General features: G+C 73.2%; 12 protein-coding genes. 8 read left to right on the top strand and 4 right to left on the bottom strand.

The annotated features are described in order from the left end of the window. Positions 1-416 precede the first annotated feature (416 nt). Genes ACY1JF_RS28460 through ACY1JF_RS28450 form a run of 3 tightly spaced genes read left to right on the top strand, consistent with a single transcriptional unit; the run spans position 417 to position 5032 of the window. On the top strand, positions 417-1592 hold the full coding sequence (locus tag ACY1JF_RS28460) for a CaiB/BaiF CoA transferase family protein (RefSeq protein WP_462708125.1): 1176 nt from the start codon (positions 417-419) through the stop codon (positions 1590-1592). After that, positions 1589-2803 carry an acetyl-CoA C-acetyltransferase gene (locus tag ACY1JF_RS28455; protein ID WP_462708124.1) on the top strand — a complete coding sequence of 405 codons (1215 nt, stop codon included), beginning with the start codon at positions 1589-1591 and terminating at the stop codon, positions 2801-2803. The genes ACY1JF_RS28460 and ACY1JF_RS28455 overlap by 4 nt, the downstream gene beginning before the upstream one ends. Before the next feature lie 45 nt (positions 2804-2848). Next, a complete protein-coding gene (locus tag ACY1JF_RS28450) occupies positions 2849-5032 on the top strand; it encodes a 3-hydroxyacyl-CoA dehydrogenase NAD-binding domain-containing protein (protein WP_462708123.1) in 2184 nt (727 codons plus the stop codon). 64 nt (positions 5033-5096) lie between these two features. Here ACY1JF_RS28450 and ACY1JF_RS28445 read toward each other — a convergent pair whose 3' ends face one another. Beyond that, the gene (locus ACY1JF_RS28445; protein WP_462708122.1) at positions 5097-5852 is read right to left on the bottom strand and encodes a MerR family transcriptional regulator; all 756 of its coding nucleotides are present in this window, start codon (positions 5850-5852) and stop codon (positions 5097-5099) included. Positions 5853-6095: 243 nt separating this feature from the next. Between ACY1JF_RS28445 and ACY1JF_RS28440 the strand changes: the two genes are divergently transcribed. Further along, entirely contained in the window at positions 6096-7550 is a 1455-nt protein-coding gene (locus ACY1JF_RS28440) for an amino acid permease (RefSeq protein ID WP_462708121.1), read from the top strand. 89 nt (positions 7551-7639) lie between these two features. On the opposite strand, the gene ACY1JF_RS28435 is transcribed toward ACY1JF_RS28440, so the two are convergent. After that, complete coding sequence (locus ACY1JF_RS28435) at positions 7640-8638, bottom strand: helix-turn-helix transcriptional regulator (RefSeq protein ID WP_462708120.1); 999 nt, start codon at positions 8636-8638, stop codon at positions 7640-7642. A 99-nt stretch (positions 8639-8737) separates the two neighbouring features. Here ACY1JF_RS28435 and ACY1JF_RS28430 point away from each other — a divergent pair, with 99 nt between their 5' ends. From ACY1JF_RS28430 to ACY1JF_RS28415, 4 genes are all read left to right on the top strand, one after another. Continuing rightward, entirely contained in the window at positions 8738-9136 is a 399-nt protein-coding gene (locus ACY1JF_RS28430) for a VOC family protein (RefSeq protein ID WP_462708119.1), read from the top strand. Between the two features lie 380 nt (positions 9137-9516). Beyond that, complete coding sequence (locus ACY1JF_RS28425) at positions 9517-11196, top strand: BCCT family transporter (protein WP_462708148.1); 1680 nt, start codon at positions 9517-9519, stop codon at positions 11194-11196. A gap of 149 nt (positions 11197-11345) precedes the next feature. Then, a complete protein-coding gene (locus tag ACY1JF_RS28420) occupies positions 11346-12380 on the top strand; it encodes an oxidoreductase (protein WP_462708118.1) in 1035 nt (344 codons plus the stop codon). 35 nt (positions 12381-12415) lie between these two features. After that, a complete protein-coding gene (locus tag ACY1JF_RS28415; protein ID WP_462708117.1) occupies positions 12416-14056 on the top strand; it encodes an ABC-F family ATP-binding cassette domain-containing protein in 1641 nt (546 codons plus the stop codon). A 29-nt stretch (positions 14057-14085) separates the two neighbouring features. Here ACY1JF_RS28415 and ACY1JF_RS28410 read toward each other — a convergent pair whose 3' ends face one another. Further along, a complete protein-coding gene (locus ACY1JF_RS28410) occupies positions 14086-16446 on the bottom strand; it encodes a Tex family protein (protein ID WP_462708116.1) in 2361 nt (786 codons plus the stop codon). Between the two features lie 103 nt (positions 16447-16549). Beyond that, positions 16550-16681: an LPFR motif small protein gene (locus tag ACY1JF_RS28405; protein WP_252100555.1), complete on the bottom strand. Its 132-nt coding sequence runs from the start codon at positions 16679-16681 to the stop codon at positions 16550-16552. Positions 16682-16887: the final 206 nt, after the last annotated feature.

The raw sequence follows: 16887 nt of genomic DNA, 5'->3' as shown, positions 1-16887 counted from the left end.
ACAGCCGCCCGCGCGGTCGCCGCAGTCGGTCCCCGTCGCTCCCGGCGGCCGCCCGGCGCGGCTTCGCCGGTACGCGCGTGGCCAGGCGCCCGGCGGTGAGCCGGCCGACGGAGCCGGCCGCCCCGGACGGCACGCTGGCGTACGGCCGGCCGCCGGCCCCGTCACCAGCGCTCTCGCGCCGCTCCCCGCGCCCGTGCGTCCGCCCGTGCGTCCGCCGGCCGCGCCCCGTCGGTCGCGCAGCGCGCGCCGCCGCCGGTGGCCGGGGCTAGCGTGGGAAGCGTGGACGGGCGAAGCTATGGCCAAGCGCTTGCTCACATCCGCCGCACGAGCACCCTTGTGCGGGCCGGAACCCGTTCCTAGCATCGCTGGTGTTACACCGTTGCTGTCACGAAGTGCTGTCACAGAGTGGGGACCCGATGACCACGGCGACGACGCCCCCGCACGGCCCGCTCACCGGTGTGCGCGTGGTCGAGCTGGCCGGGATCGGCCCCGGCCCGTTCGCCGCGATGCTCCTGGCCGACCTCGGCGCCGACGTCGTCCTGGTCGACCGCCCGGGCGGCCCCGGACTGGCGGTCGACCCGGCGTACGACGTCACCCGGCGCAACAAGCGGTCGGTCGTCGTCGACCTGAAGGACCCCGAGGGCCCCGCCCGCGTCCTCGGCCTCGCCGCCCGCGCCGACGTGCTGATCGAGGGCTGCCGCCCCGGCGTCGCCGAGCGCCTCGGGGTGGGCCCCGAGCCCTGCCACGCCCGCAACCCGCGCCTGGTCTACGGCCGGATGACCGGCTGGGGCCAGGACGGCCCCCTCGCCCGGCGGGCCGGCCACGACATCGGGTACGTCGCCCTCACCGGAGCCCTCGGCCTGACCGGCGCCCCGGACGCCCCGCCGGCCGCCCCCGCCAACCTGCTCGGCGACTACGCGGGCGGCGCCCTCTACCTGGTCGTCGGCGTCCTGGCCGCCCTGCACCACGCCCGCGCCACCGGCACCGGACAGGTCGTGGACGCGGCCGTCGTGGACGGCACCGCCCACCTGACCGCGATGCTCCACGGCATGCTCGCCGCCGGCGCCTGGCAGGACCGGCGCGGCGCCAACCTCCTCGACGGCGGCTGCCCTTTCTACGGCACCTACGAGACGTCCGACGGCCGGTACATGGCGGTCGGTGCCCTGGAGCGGCGGTTCTACGACGAGTTCATGACCCTCCTCGGCATCCCCGGGCGGACGCCGGACCGCGACGACCCCGCCCGCTGGGAGGAACTGCGCGCGGCGATCGCCGCCCGCTTCCGCACCCGTACCCGCGACGCGTGGACGGCCGTCTTCGCGGACTCCGACGCCTGCGTGTCCCCGGTGCTCTCCCTGCGCGAGGCCCCGCACCACCCGCACCTCGCCGCCCGCGCCACCTTCACCGACCACGGCGGCCTCACCCAGCCCGCCCCGGCACCCCGCTTCTCCGCGACCCCCGCCGCCGTCCGCACCGGCCCCGCCCGGCCGGGCGCCGGCGCCGAGGCCGTGGCCCGCGACTGGGACCTCCCCCGGGACCTCCCCAGGCCGCGCCCCGAGCCCCCTCACCGCCCTCACCGAAAGGCCGACCAGTGACCACCGAAGCGTATGTCTACGACGCGATCCGCACCCCGCGCGGGCGCGGCAAGGCAGACGGTGCCCTGCACGGCACCAAGCCCGTCGACCTGGTCGTCGGGCTCATCCACGAGATCCGCTCCCGCTTCCCCGGCCTCGACCCGGCCGCCGTCGACGACATCGTGCTCGGCGTGGTCGGCCCGGTCGGTGACCAGGGCTCCGACATCGCGCGGATCGCCGCCGTCGCCGCCGGGCTGCCGGACACGGTGGCCGGCGTACAGGAGAACCGCTTCTGTGCCTCGGGCCTGGAGGCCGTCAACATGGCCGCCGCCAAGGTGCGTTCGGGCTGGGAGGACCTGGTCCTGGCGGGCGGTGTCGAGTCCATGTCCCGGGTGCCGATGGCCTCGGACGGCGGCGCCTGGTTCAACGACCCGATGACCAACCTCGCCACCGGTTTCGTGCCGCAGGGCATCGGCGCCGACCTGATCGCCACCCTCGAGGGCTTCTCCCGGCGGGACGTCGACGAGTACGCGGCGCTGTCCCAGGAGCGCGCGGCCACGGCGTGGAAGGAGGGCCGCTTCGACCGGTCCGTCGTGCCGGTGCGGGACCGCAGCGGCCTGACCGTCCTCGACCACGACGAGCACCTGCGGCCCGGCACCACCGCCGACTCCCTCGCTAAGCTCAAGCCGTCCTTCGCGGACATCGGCGACCTGGGCGGATTCGACGCCGTCGCGCTCCAGAAGTACCACTGGGTGGAGAGGATCGACCACGTCCACCACGCGGGGAACTCCTCCGGCATCGTGGACGGCGCCTCCCTGGTCGCCATCGGCTCCCGGGAGGTCGGCGACCGCTACGGGCTCGCCCCGCGCGCCCGGATCGTCTCCGCCGCCGTCTCCGGCTCCGAACCCACGATCATGCTCACCGGGCCCGCCCCCGCCACCCGCAAGGCGCTCGCCAAGGCCGGGCTGACCATCGACGACATCGACCTGGTCGAGATCAACGAGGCGTTCGCGGCGGTCGTGCTGCGGTACGCGCGGGACATGGGCCTGTCCCTGGACAAGGTCAACGTGAACGGCGGCGCGATCGCGCTCGGCCACCCCCTGGGCGCCACCGGCGCGATCATCCTCGGCACCCTCGTCGACGAACTGGAGCGCCAGGACAAGCGGTACGGACTCGCCACCCTGTGCGTGGGCGGCGGCATGGGCATCGCCACCATCGTCGAGCGCGTCTGACGCCTTCCCGACGGATCAACGACGGATCACCAGGAGCATCCCCGTATGAGCACCGAGCCCACCACCATCCGCTGGGAACAGGACCGCGACGGCGTCGTCACCCTCGTCCTGGACGACCCCGGCCAGTCCGCGAACACCATGAACCGGGCTTTCCGCGCCTCCCTCGCCACGGTCGCCGACCGCCTGGAGGCCGAGAGGGACACCGTCCGAGGCGTCATCGTCACCTCCGCGAAGAAGACCTTCTTCGCCGGCGGCGACCTGCGCGACCTGATCCGCGTCACCCCGGACAACGCCCAGGAGACGTTCGAGGCGGGCCTCGCGATCAAGCGGGACCTGCGGCGCATCGAGACCCTCGGCAAGCCCGTCGTCGCCGCCGTCAACGGCTCCGCCCTCGGCGGCGGCTACGAGATCGCCCTCGCCTGCCACCACCGCGTCGCCCTGGACACCCCCGGCTCCAAGATCGGCCTGCCCGAGGTCACCCTCGGCCTGCTCCCGGGGGCCGGCGGCGTCGTCCGCGCCGTCCGCCTCCTCGGCATCACCGACGCGCTGCTGAAGGTGCTGCTCCAGGGCACCCAGTACGACCCGCGCCGCGCGGCGGACAACGGCCTGGTGCACGAGGTCGCCGACACCCCGGACGACCTGCTCGCCAGGGCCCGCGCCTTCATCGACGCCCACCCCGAGTCCGCCCAGCCCTGGGACCGGCCCGGATACCGCGTCCCCGGCGGCACCCCCTCCCACCCCAAGTTCGCGGCCAACCTGCCCGCCTTCCCCGCCAACCTGCGCAAGCAGACGAACGGCGCCCCCTACCCGGCGCCGCGTGCCATCATGGCCGCCGCCGTCGAGGGCGCCCAGGTCGATTTCGAGACCGCCCAGGTCATCGAGGCCCGCTACTTCGTGGAGCTGGCCGCCGGACAGACCTCGAAGAACATGATCCAGGCGTTCTTCTTCGACCTCCAGGCCGTCAACTCCGGCGCCGGCCGCCCGCGCGGCGTCGAGCCCCGCCGGGTCCGCAGGGCCGCCGTGCTCGGTGCCGGGATGATGGGCGCGGGCATCGCCTACGCGTGCGCCCGCGCGGGCATCGAGGTGGTCCTGAAGGACGTGTCCCTGGAAGCCGCCCTCAAGGGCAAGGGCTACTCCGGGAAACTGTGCGCCAAGGCGGTCGCCAAGGGCCGCACCAGCCAGGAGAAGGCCGACGCGCTGCTGGCCCGCATCACCCCCACCGCCGAGGCGGCCGACCTCGCCGGCTGCGACGCGGTGATCGAGGCGGTCTTCGAGGACGCCTCGCTCAAGCACAAGGTCTTCCAGGAGATCGAGAACGTCGTCGCGCCCGACGCCCTGCTCTGCTCCAACACCTCCACGCTCCCCATCACCGCCCTCGCCGAGGGCGTCGAGCGCCAGGCCGACTTCGTCGGGCTGCACTTCTTCTCGCCCGTCGACAAGATGCCGCTGGTGGAGATCGTCAAGGGCGAGCGGACCGGGGACGAGGCGCTCGCCCGCGCCTTCGACCTGGTCCGGCAGATCAAGAAGACACCCATCGTCGTCAACGACAGCCGCGGCTTCTTCACCTCCCGCGTCATCGGTCACTTCATCAACGAGGGCGTCGCCATGGTCGGCGAGGGCATCGAGCCCGCCTCCGTCGAGCAGGCCGCCGCCCAGGCCGGCTACCCCGCCAAGGTGCTCTCTCTGATGGACGAGCTGACGCTCACCCTGCCCCGCAGGATCCGCCAGGAGACGAAGCGGGCCGTGGAGGAGGCCGGCGGCACCTGGACACCGCACCCCGCCGATGCGGTCGTCGACCGGATGGTGGACGAGTTCGGCCGCACCGGCCGCAGCGGCGGCGCCGGCTTCTACGAGTACGGCGAAGGCGGCGAGCGCGGCAGGCTGTGGCCGGGCCTGCGGGAGCACTTCACCAGGCCCGGGTACGCGATCCCCTTCCGGGACATGCAGGAACGCATGCTCTTCTCCGAGGCGCTGGACACCGTCCGGCTCCTGGAGGAGGGCGTGCTGACCTCCGTCGCCGACGCCAACATCGGCTCGATCTTCGGCATCGGCTTCCCCGGCTGGACCGGCGGCGTCCTCCAGTACATCAACGGTTACGACGGCGGCCTGCCCGGCTTCGTGACCCGCGCCCGCGAACTGGCCGCCCGCTACGGTGACCGCTTCGCGCCGCCCGCGCTGCTGGTGGAGAAGGCGCAGAAGGGCGAGGTCTTCACCGACAACGAGGACTGACTGCGGACCGGACCGGACCGGCCGGCACCGCGCCGGCCGGTCCGCCGCCCGTGCGGCGTGCCTCCTACGTCCCGCCGTCGGGGGAGGAGCGGGCGAGCCACACGCCCAGCTCCTCCTTCAGGGACCGCTGGAATACCGTCAGCAGCGCCTGCACCACCAGGGGCTGCATGTCCGCGGAGAGTGACCGCGCGTCGCGCGCGTCCCGGCACGCCGTCTCCCCGCGCAGCAGCTCCGACAGCTCACGGGCGGCCTGCCGGGAGTGGCCGAGCAGCACCTCGCGCGCGGCGAGGAGGGACTCCTGCGACAGCGGCATGTCCAGCAGGCGCACCCCGAGCCGGAACAGCGCGCGGTCGACGTGGTACCCGCCCGCGTCGGCCGGCCGGATCACGCCCATCGCGGCCAGCCGCTCGACGGCGCCGTCCGTCAGCGCCCGCCCGGCCCGCCGCACCAGCTCCTCCCGGGTGACCGTCTCCACCGCGTCCGGCGCCCAGGCGGACACCACCGCCCGGTGAACGGCCAGGTCCCGGGCGCTCACGTCCGGCGGCAGCCGCTCCAGATAGCGCGCGATGGCCGCCAGCGTCATGCCCTGCCGCTGCAGTTCCTCGATCAGCTCCAGGCGTTCCAGGTGCTCCCGGCCGTAGCGCCCCACCCGCCGGGGACCGATCACCGGCGGCGGCAGCAGGCCCCGGGTGCCGTAGAACCGGACCGTGCGCACCGTGACCCCCGCCCGCGCGGCCAGCTCGTCGACCGTGAGGACCGGCTCCCCGTCCGCCTCGTCGCCCGCGGCACGTCCCCGCGGCTCTTCGGTATCGGTCGTCATGCGCAGCAGTATCGCTGTCCCACCACCGCTGTGAAACCTCCTCCGGGGCCCCGTCCGGAGGTGTGGACACCCGGAGCGGATCATGTGAGAAGTCACGCGCTGTGACAAGAGCCACCGCGCGAGACCCCCGGAACGTGGGAAAGTGCTGTTTTGGCTTGTACCCCGACAAGGGTGTGCGGGCTGTGTCACGTACGGACGTCCCGGGCGCACCGCACCCGGGCGCACCAGAGAGTGGAACCACCCGTGAGCAAGGACGCCGTGGACACGGCACAGGTCGCTGACGATCCCGAGGTGGCCCAGGCACCCGCGGACGCGGGCGACGCCGGCTACAGCAAGGACCTCAAGGCCCGCCACATCAACATGATCGCCATCGGCGGGGCCATCGGCACCGGCCTCTTCCTCGGCGCAGGCGGACGCCTGCACGACGCCGGACCGGCACTGGCCCTGGCCTACCTGGTCTGCGGCGTCTTCGCCTTCTTCGTCGTCCGGGCCCTGGGCGAGCTGGTGCTGCACCGGCCCTCGTCCGGTTCGTTCGTGTCGTACGCGCGCGAGTTCCTCGGCGAGAAGGGCGCCTACGTCGCCGGCTGGATGTACTTCCTGAACTGGTCGACGACCGGGATCGCCGACATCACGGCGATAGCCCTGTACACGCACTACTGGAGCGCGTTCACCAGCATCCCGCAGTGGGTGCTGGCACTGATAGCCCTCGCGGTGGTGCTGGCCGTGAACCTGATCTCGGTGAAGATCTTCGGCGAGATGGAGTTCTGGTTCGCGATCGTCAAGGTCGCCACCCTCGTCGCCTTCATGCTGATCGGTGTCTTCCTGCTGGCCACCCAGCACGAGGTGGGCGGCTACACCCCGGGCACCGGGATGATCACCGACCACGGCGGCTTCCTCCCCAACGGCGTGATGCCGGTGATCCTGGTCATGCAGGGCGTGATCTTCGCGTACGCCGCCCTGGAACTGGTCGGCGTCGCCGCCGGCGAGACCGCCGAGCCGCACAAGATCGTCCCGCGCGCGGTGAACTCGATCATGTGGCGGGTCGCCCTGTTCTACGTCGGTTCCGTGGTCCTGCTGGCCCTGCTGCTGCCCGGCTCCCTCTACTCCGGCGCCGAGAGCCCCTTCGTCACCGTGCTCTCCAAGGTCGGCGTCCCGGCGGCGGGCGACGTGATGAACCTGGTCGTCCTCACCGCCGCGATGTCGTCGCTGAACTCCGGCCTGTACTCCACCGGCCGCATCCTGCGCTCCATGGCGATGTCCGGCTCCGCGCCCAGGTTCACCGGCGTGATGAGCCGCACCCAGGTGCCCTACGGCGGCATCCTGCTGACCTGCGCGGTGTGCGTGCTCGGCGTCGGCCTGAACTACCTGATGCCGTCCCAGGCCTTCGAGATCGTGCTGAACGTGGCCTCCCTGGGCATCATCAGCACCTGGGTGATCATCATGCTCTGCCACCTGGTCTTCGTCCGGCGGGCGAAGGACGGCCGCGTCACCCGGCCGCACTTCCGGCTGCCCGGCAGCCCCGTCACGGAGATCGCCACGATCGTCTTCCTGCTGGCGTGCCTCGGGATGATGTGGAACGACGAGGAGGTCGGCCGCAGGACCCTGCTCCTCGTCCCCGTGATCGCGGTGATGCTGGTGGCCGGCTGGTTCGGCGTCCGCCGCCGGGTCGGCGAGAGCGCGAAGCCGCTGGAGAAGTAGCAGTCCGAGGCCGTCACGGCGGGGAGCGCGCCCACAGGTGTCGCGCACCGGGCCGCGACGGTCCCGCGCGGGTTCGTCCCGGACCCGGCTCACGGGTCCCGGCGCGCGGACTCGGTGAGGCGGCGCGCGAGGTCCTCGACCAAGCCGCGCAGCGCGTCCGGCCGTTCGACGACGAACGGCAGGTCCAGTGAGGCCAGCACGCCGGGCAGCCAGTCGAGCCGCTCCACGCGCAGTTCCGCCCGGCACCAGCGCCCGGCCGCCGGGTCCGCGCCGTCCGCGGGCGGCAGTTCCGTCACCACCGCCACACCGGGCGGCAGCCGGGTGCGGATCCGCTCCGCCGCGCCCTTGATCCGCAGGGACACCTGGTGCCGGTACGGCGCCGTGGCGAACCCGGTGAGCAGGCGCTGCGCGGGATCGGGCCGTTCACCGGCAGGCGGCGCGAACGATCCGGGCAGCACCCGTACACCGCTCATCCGGTCCAGCCGGAACGTCCGCTCCTCGCCGGTCGCGGGCTCCGTGGCCGTCACGTACAGCTTCCCCGAGTGGACGACCAGCCCGTGCGGGTGCAGCGTGCGCTCGCCGCTGTGGCCGCTGCCGGAGGTGTAGCGGACCGTGACCGGCCGGTGTGCGCCGACCGCGTCGGCGATCGAGAGCAGCACCGTGGCGTCCGGGGCGGGCGCCGCGTCGGGCGGTGCGGTGAAGGACAGGGAGCCGAGCGCCGAGTCGAGCCGCAGCCGCATCCGCTGCGGCAGCACGCGCCGGATCTTGGCCGCGGCCGTCTCGCCCGCCGCGGCCGTGGCCGTCGCCGGCCCGGCCCGCCGGCCCGCGGCCAGGCCGAGCAGGACGGCGAGCGCCTCCTCGTCGGTCAGCATCAGCGGCGGCATCCGGTACCCGGGGCCGAGCCGGTAGCCGCCGTAGCGGCCCCGCACCGACTCCACCGGTACGTCGAGGTCGAGGAGGTGGCCGACGTAGCGCCGCACGGTGCGTTCGTCGACGCCCAGCCGGCCGGCGAGTTCACCGACGGTCCGGACGCCGCCCGACTGCAGCAGTTCCAGCAGGGCGAGCACACGGGCGAGTGGACGGGGCATGCCGGAAGTCTCTCTCACATACCGGGCGGGTTCCGCCCGGTATCCCTCGTAACGTGCGACGTGGAAGCACCGCACGACCCGAAGATCCAGGAGAGACCCATGAACTTCGTCTCCGTCCGCGTCATCACGGACGACGTCGCCCGCCTCGTCGCCTTCTACGAGAAGGTCACCGGCACCACCGCGGACCGGGCGAACGACGACTTCGCCGAAGTGCGCACCGCCTCGGGCACCCTCGCGATCGGCAGCACCCGCACGGTCCCGCTGTTCGCCCCGGGCTCCGCCGAACCGGCCGCCAACCGCAGCGTGATCCTCGAGTTCCTCGTCGACGACGTGGACGCCGTGTACGAGGACATCGCCGACACCGTGGCGGAGTTCGTCACCGAGCCGACCACGATGCCCTGGGGCAACCGCGCGCTGCTGTTCCGCGACCCCGACGGCAACCTGGTCAACTTCTTCACCCCCGTCACCCCGGCCGCCCAGGAGCGGCTCGCCCGCTGAGACCGGCCCGGCCGCCCGCCCCCTCCCGCCCGCGGGACCCCGGCCGTACGGTCCCGCGGGCACCGCGGCGCGTGCGCACCACTGCCCGGCGACCGCCGCCGGCGGCCACGGCGCCCTCATGGCCGCCTTCCCCGCCCCCGTCCCCGCCGCGGCCGGTGCCGCCGGCTCCCCGCCCCGGCCGCCGGACGGGAGCGCGTCCCGCGGGGCGCGACCGGCGCCGAGCACGTGATCGGCCTGCTCGAGTGTGGTAGCGGCGTACTCGGGGAACATCCCTGTCCTCATCCGCTTGGCGAAAGGTTCCGCTTGTGACACGTGCCCCACACGGTGACGACCCGCACCACGACCCGCACCACGACCAGGAGCCGCACCCGAAGGGCTCGCTGCCGGGTTCGGAAGCGGGTCTCCCCGGCCGGGAGAGGCCCCGCACCGACCGCGTCGTGTTCGGCGTCACGGCCGCCCTGACCCTCGCCTTCGTGGTGTGGGGCGCCGTCGCCACCGACTCGCTGGAGGACGCCTCCAGCACGATGCTCGGCGGCCTGATGCACAACGCCGGCTGGGCGTTCGTACTGGCGGCCTCGGGCTTCGTCGTCTTCGCCCTGTGGCTCGCGATCAGCCGCTACGGACGCATCCACCTGGGTGCCGAGGGCGAGGAGCCCGAGTTCCGCACGGTGTCCTGGGTCGCGATGATGTTCAGCGCGGGCATGGGCATCGGCTTGATGTTCTACGGCGTCAGCGAACCGCTCTCGCACTACACGACGTCCCCGCCGGGCACCGCCCCGGCCGACTCCGGCGAACACATGGAGACGGCCATGGCGACCACCCTCTTCCACTGGACGCTCCACCCGTGGGCGATCTACGCGGTGGTCGGGCTCGGCATCGCGTACAGCACCTTCCGCAGGCGCCGTCGGCAGACCATCAGCGCCGTGTTCACCCCGCTCATCGGCGAGAAGAACGCCAACGGCGGCCTGGGCCGGGTCATCGACGTCCTCGCGATCGTCGCGACCGTCTTCGGCTCCGCGGCCTCGCTGGGGCTCGGCGCGCTGCAGATCGGCTCCGGTGTGCGGGAGCTGGACTGGCTGGACGAGGTGAGCACGGCGCTGCTGGTCACCATCATCGCGGTGCTCACGGTGGCGTTCGTGGCGTCCGCCGTCTCGGGTGTGGAGAAGGGCATCCAGTGGCTGTCCAACATCAACATGGTGCTGGCGGTGATCCTCGCCCTGTTCGTGTTCGTCGCGGGCCCCACCGTGATAGTGCTGGACCTGCTGCCCACCTCGGTCTTCTCCTACCTCGGAGACCTGCCCGAACTCGCCGCCCGCACCGAGGCCTCCGGCGGCGAGGGCGTCGCGGACTGGCTGGCGAGCTGGACCGTCTTCTACTGGGCGTGGTGGATCTCCTGGACGCCGTTCGTCGGCATGTTCATCGCCCGGATCAGCCGGGGCCGGACGATCCGGCAGTTCGTCGGCGGCGTGATCCTCGTGCCCAGCACGGTCAGCCTGGTCTGGTTCGCGATCTTCGGCGGCTCGTCGATGAGGCTCCGGGAGCAGGGCCGGCTGGGGAAGGAGGCCACACCCGAGGGCCAGCTCTTCGCCGTCCTCCAGGAGTACCCCGTCGCCACCGTCACCAGCCTCCTGGTGATGATCCTGGTCGGCATCTTCTTCGTCTCGGGCGCCGACGCGGCGTCGGTCGTGATGGGCACCCTGTCGCAGCGGGGCGCGCTCGAACCGAGCCGCCTGGTGGTCGTCTTCTGGGGCGTGGTCACGGGGGCCGTGGCCGCCATCATGCTCCTGGTCGGCAGCGGGCAGGGCGACGCGCTGACCGGCCTGCAGAACCTCACGATCCTCGCGGCGGCCCCGTTCGTCGTCGTGATGATCCTCATGTGCGTGGCCCTCATGCGCGACCTGCGCCGGGACCCGCTCATCGTGCGCGGCGAGATGGGTTCGGAGGCCGTGGAGATGGCCGTCGTCGAGGGCCACCGCAGGTACGACGGCGAGTTCGAGATCCGGGTGGGCCCGGGCCGCGGCCCGGAGACCGAGGGCGACCCGATCGGCAGGCACCACTGACACCGGGCGGGCCCGGCCCCTGCCGCCGGGCCCGATCACACCGGCGCCCACCACGACGACCTCGCCACCCGTCCGGTGCCCACAGGCGGACGGCAACGGAAACCGCCCGGTCATGCGCACAACGCTCCGGCAGCGGGAATACTCCCCTCATGTCTGCCGAGTACACGGCCTTCGGCCTGGCCCCCGCCACCCGGGCCGGGGGAGTCCTCGCCGGGGGTGCGTACCAGGTCCACCGCGACTTCCTCGACTTCATCGTCGACGGCCGGCCGCTGCTGTTCCGCCTCAGCGACCTCGACGCCGTCTCCCCGCTCGCCTCCGACGTCCCGCCCGCCATCTTCACCGCGCAGGTCCGCGGCCTGCTGCTGGAGGCCGAACCACCGCTGCCCGGCGGCCGGTACGTCATCTACGGCTGCCCCGAGTGCGAGGACCTGGCGTGCGGCGCGGTGACCGCCGTGATCCGGCGGGACGGCGACGACTACGTCTGGCAGGACTTCGCCTGGCAGACCGGCCCGCACGCCGACCTCCGGCTCAACGGCTACCAGGGCATCGGCCCGTTCCGCTTCTCCGGCGCCGAGTACCGCGCGGCACTCTCCGCCCTGCTCCGGCAAGGCTCCGGCACACCCCGCCGCCGCGTCCTGCTGATCGGTGCCCGGGTCGCCTTACTGGCCAAGCTCGCCGCCGCCCTGCGCACCATCGACATCGGCGCCGACATCACCCCCGACCTCACCGGCGCCTCCGCCGAGGAACTGCGCCAGTACGGCGCCGTCGTCATCGGCGCCGCGGTGCCCGACGAGGACCGCGCCGCCGTCCGCGCGGCGTTCACCGAGGCCGGCGCCGACACCGTCCACGTCGACGGACTCGCCCCGATCGTCCCCGTCCTGGTCGCCCAGATCGAACACGCCCTCGACCGCACCCCCGCCGAACGCCGCCGGCTGACCCGCCTGACCGCGACCGGCGAGACGGCGGACATCGAGGTCACCTCGCCCTGCCGGGTACGGCTCACCGCGTACCGTCTGGACCGGCTGCGCCGCACCCGCGCCCGCGAGGTCTTCGACGGCGTCCTGGAGCCCGGCGCCCACCGCGTCGCCCTGGACGCCGCGGCGGTCAAGGGCCGCTCCTGCCTCGTGGCCCGGGCCTCCGAAAGCGTGCTGGTGGCAGCGGTGACGCAGGCGGAACCCGGCTGAGCCCGCCCCTGCCGGACGCTAAAATCGGCGCCCTGATGACTGCCACCCTCGTCGCCAAGAACCTCGCCGCCGGCCACGGCGACCGCTCCCTGTTCACCGGGCTCGACCTCGTCGTCGCCCCCGGCGACGTGATCGGCCTGGTCGGTCCCAACGGTGCCGGGAAGTCCACGCTGCTGCGGATGCTCGCCGGACTCGACGCCCCCGAACAGGGTGAGCTGCGCCTGTCCCCGCCCAGCGCGACCGTCGGCCACCTCCCGCAGGAACCCGAGCGCAGGCCGGGGGAGACGGTGCGCGCCTTCCTGGCCCGGCGCACCGGCGTCACCGAGGCGCAGCGGACCATGGACGAGGCCACCCAGGGCCTGGTCGACGGCGTGCCCGGCGCCGACGACGCCTACGCCACCAGCCTGGAACGCTGGCTGGCGCTCGGCGGCGCCGACCTCGACGACCGCGCCGAGGAGGTGGCCGGCACGCTGGGCCTGGCCGTGGACCTCGACCAGCCGATGACCTCCCTCTCCGGCGGCCAGGCCGCCCGCGCCGGCCTCGCCTCGCTCCTGCTCTCCCGCTACGACCTCTTCCTCCTCGACGAGCCGACCAACGACCTCGACCTGGACGGCCTGGAACGCCTCGAACGCTTCGTCAGCGGCCTGCGCGCCGGCACCGTCGTCGTCAGCCACGACCGCGAGTTCCTCGCCCGCACCGTCACCAAGGTCCTCGAACTCGACCTGGCCCAGCAGCGGATCAACCTCTACGGCGGCGGCTACGACGCCTACCTGGAGGAGCGCGAGGTGGCCCGCCGGCACGCCCGCGACGAGTACGAGGAGTACGCCGACAAGCGGGCCGCCCTCCAGGACCGGGCCCAGACGCAGCGCGCCTGGATGGACAAGGGCGTCAAGAACGCCCGGCGCAAGGCGGGCGGCGACAACGACAAGATCGGCCGCAAGTTCCGCAGCGAGGCCAGCGAGAAGCAGGCCGCCAAGGCCCGCCAGACCCAGCGCATGATCGAACGTCTGGAGGTCGTCGAGGAGCCCCGTAAGGAGTGGGAGCTGCGCATGGAGATCGCGGCGGCCCCGCGCTCCGGCGCGGTCGTCGCCTCCCTGCGCGACGCCGAGGTGCGGCGCGGTCCCTTCACCCTGGGCCCGGTCACCCTCCAGATCGACTGGGCCGACCGGGTCGCGGTGACCGGCGCCAACGGCGCGGGCAAGTCCACCCTGCTCGGCGCCCTGCTGGGCCGCGTCCCGCTGGACGCCGGACACGCGGCCCTCGGCTCGGGCGTCCTGCTCGGCGAGGTCGACCAGGCCCGGGGGCTCTTCCACGGCCCCGAGCCGCTGCTCGACGCCTTCCACGCGGCCGTCCCCGACACGGAACCGGCCGAGGTCCGCACCCTGCTGGCCAAGTTCGGCCTCAAGGCGGACCACGTGCTGCGCCCGGCGGCCACCCTCTCCCCGGGGGAGCGCACCCGGGCCGCCCTCGCCCTGCTCCAGGGCCGGGGCGTCAACCTCCTGGTCCTGGACGAGCCGACGAACCACCTCGACCTGCCGGCCATCGAACAGCTGGAGTCGGCCCTCGACTCCTACGAGGGCACCCTGCTCCTGGTCACCCACGACCGCCGCATGCTGGACGCCCTGCGGGTGACCCGCCGCCTGGAGGTCGCGGACGGCAAGGTGACGGAACGCTAGCCGCGTCCCGCCCCTCGCCGCCCGTCGGCTTACGCCAGCCCCGCCCGCTTCAGGGCGTCGGCCATCGCGCTGTTGGCGGGCGGCGGCGCCGGCCGCCCCTTGCCCTTGCCGCCGGCCCTGCCGCCCGAGGGCTGCTGCCGCTGCTTCGGCGGCCGTCCGCCGCCCCGCTGCTGGCGCGGCTGCTGCTCGCCCTTGGGCGCCGCCTCGTCGTCCAGCCGCAGCGTCAGCGAGATCCGCTTGCGCGGGATGTCGACGTCCAGCACCTTCACCTTGACGATGTCCCCGGGCTTGACCACGTCACGGGGGTCCTTCACGAACGTCTTCGACAGCGCGGAGACGTGCGCCAGCCCGTCCTGGTGCACACCGACGTCGATGAACGCCCCGAAGGCCGCCACATTGGTCACGACACCCTCCAGGACCATCCCGGGGGACAGGTCCGAGATCTTCTCCACGCCCTCCTTGAAGGTGGCCGTCCTGAAGGCGGGACGCGGGTCGCGGCCCGGCTTCTCCAGCTCCCTCAGAATGTCCGTCACGGTCGGCAGACCGAACGTGTCGTCCACGAAGTCGGCCGCCCGCAGCGACCGCAGCACCGAGGTGTTCCCGATCAGCGAGGCCACCTCCTGCCCGGTGGTCTTCACCATCCGGCGCACCACCGGGTACGCCTCCGGGTGCACGCTGGACGCGTCCAGCGGGTCGTCGCCGCCCCGGATCCGCAGGAAGCCCGCGCACTGCTCGTACGCCTTCGGGCCCAGCCGCGCGACCTTCTTCAGCTCGCCGCGCGCCCTGAACGGCCCGTTGGCGTCGCGGTGCGCCACGATGTTCTCCGCGAGGCCCGAGGTGATCCCGGAGACGCGGGCGAGCAGCGGGGCGGAGGCGGTGTTGACGTCCACCCCGACACCGTTCACACAGTCCTCGACCACCGCGTCCAGGGAGCGTGACAGCTTCACCTCGGACAGGTCGTGCTGGTACTGGCCGACGCCGATCGACTTCGGGTCGATCTTCACCAGCTCGGCCAGCGGGTCCTGGAGCCGACGGGCGATGGAGACCGCGCCGCGCAGCGAGACGTCCATGTCCGGCAGCTCCTGCGAGGCGAACGCGGAGGCCGAGTACACCGAGGCGCCCGCCTCGGACACCATCACCTTGGTCAGCTTCAGCTCGGGGTGCTTGGCGATCAGTTCCCCGGCGAGCTTGTCGGTCTCGCGGGACGCCGTACCGTTGCCGATCGCGATCAGCTCGACCGCGTGCTCCTTCGCCAGCCGCGCCAGCTTCGCGATGGCCTCGTCCCACTTGTTGGCCGGGACGTGCGGGTGGATGACGTCGGTCGCCACGACCTTGCCCGTGGCGTCGACCACGGCGACCTTCACGCCCGTACGGAACCCGGGGTCCAGGCCGAGCGTCGCCCGCGTCCCCGCCGGAGCGGCCAGCAGCAGGTCGCGCAGGTTGGCCGCGAACACGTTCACCGCCTCGTCCTCGGCGGCCGTGCGCAGCCGCAGTCTGAGGTCGATGCCCAGGTGGACCAGGATGCGGGTGCGCCAGGCCCAGCGGACCGTGTCCGTCAGCCACTTGTCACCGGGCCGGCCCCGGTCGGCGATCCCGAACCGCGACGCGACGATCCCCTCGTACGACGAGGGCCCCTCCGTCGGCTCCTCGGGCTCCAGCACCAGGTCGAGTACGTCCTCCTTCTCGCCGCGCAGCATCGCCAGGATCCGGTGCGAGGGCAACTCGGTGAACGGCTCGGCGAAGTCGAAGTAGTCGGCGAACTTGGCGCCCGCCTCCTCCTTGCCGTCCCTCACCTTGGCGGCCAGCCGCCCGCGCGTCCACATCCGCTCGCGCAGCTCGCCGATCAGGTCGGCGTCCTCGGAGAACTTCTCGGTGAGGATGGCCCGCGCCCCGTCCAGGGCGGCCTGCGGATCGGCCACGCCCTTGTCCGCGTCGACGAACGCCGCGGCGGCCGCGAGGGGCTCGACACCCGGGTCGGCCAGCAGGCCCTCGGCCAGCGGCTCCAGACCGGCCTCGCGGGCGATCTGCGCCTTGGTGCGCCGCTTGGGCTTGTACGGCAGGTAGATGTCCTCCAGGCGGGCCTTGGTCTCGGCGCCCCGGATGCGCGCCTCCAGCTCCTCGGTGAGCTTGCCCTGCTCGCGCACCGAGTCGAGGATCGCGGCCCGCCGCTCCTCCAGCTCCCGCAGGTAGCGCAGCCGCTCCTCGAGCGTGCGCAGCTGCGCGTCGTCGAGCATCTCGGTCGCTTCCTTGCGGTAGCGGGCGATGAAGGGCACGGTCGAACCGCCGTCGAGCAGTTCCACCGCGGCCTTCACCTGCCGCTCCCGTACGCCGAGCTCCTCGGCGATCCTGCCTTCGATGGACCCAACGTCGATCGACTCGGGTGTCGTCACGATCCCGTACCGCCTTCTCACTGAGGTTGCGCGGCAATTGTGGCAGGCCGCACCGGCACTCGGGGATCAGGGCGGATGTCCGGGCAGGGCAGAGGCGGCGCGCTCAGGCCCGGCGGCTGCGGGTCGAGCCCGACGCCCCGCCGAAGAGCCGGGCCAGGGCCCGGAAGGGCAGCGTCACGACGGTCGCGATGGCGCCGCCGATCTGGCGCAGCACGTCTGCGATGGCACGGAACACAAGAACCTCCCTCTGTCCACCCGGCCGGTCCGACCGGGTGAATGACGGGTACCTCGCAACCGCCCCGGTATGCCCGACGGGCCGATCAGCCCCTCACACCGCCCCGCCGGCACCCCCTCCTCGTGCCGCCCTTCACACCGCCCCGCCGGCGTCCCTCCTCCTGTCGCCCCTCACCCAGCCCTTCCGGCGGCCCTCCCGCCGACGCC

It is taken from the genome of Streptomyces sp. SYSU D01066-1, from assembly GCF_054956795.1.
Note: the sequence above shows the minus strand (reverse complement) of the source record. Positions and strands in the feature narration are given on the sequence as shown.

What these genes read in the sequence shown, in the direction of transcription:
- ACY1JF_RS28435 (WP_462708120.1), bottom strand. Translation starts at nt 8,638, where the DNA reads ATGCCCCGTCCACTCGCCCGTGTGCTCGCCCTGCTGGAACTGCTGCAG.
- ACY1JF_RS28460 (WP_462708125.1), top strand. Translation starts at nt 417, where the DNA reads ATGACCACGGCGACGACGCCCCCGCACGGCCCGCTCACCGGTGTGCGC.
- ACY1JF_RS28420 (WP_462708118.1), top strand. Translation starts at nt 11,346, where the DNA reads ATGTCTGCCGAGTACACGGCCTTCGGCCTGGCCCCCGCCACCCGGGCC.
- ACY1JF_RS28430 (WP_462708119.1), top strand. Translation starts at nt 8,738, where the DNA reads ATGAACTTCGTCTCCGTCCGCGTCATCACGGACGACGTCGCCCGCCTC.
- ACY1JF_RS28445 (WP_462708122.1), bottom strand. Translation starts at nt 5,852, where the DNA reads ATGACGACCGATACCGAAGAGCCGCGGGGACGTGCCGCGGGCGACGAG.
- ACY1JF_RS28415 (WP_462708117.1), top strand. Translation starts at nt 12,416, where the DNA reads ATGACTGCCACCCTCGTCGCCAAGAACCTCGCCGCCGGCCACGGCGAC.
- ACY1JF_RS28450 (WP_462708123.1), top strand. Translation starts at nt 2,849, where the DNA reads ATGAGCACCGAGCCCACCACCATCCGCTGGGAACAGGACCGCGACGGC.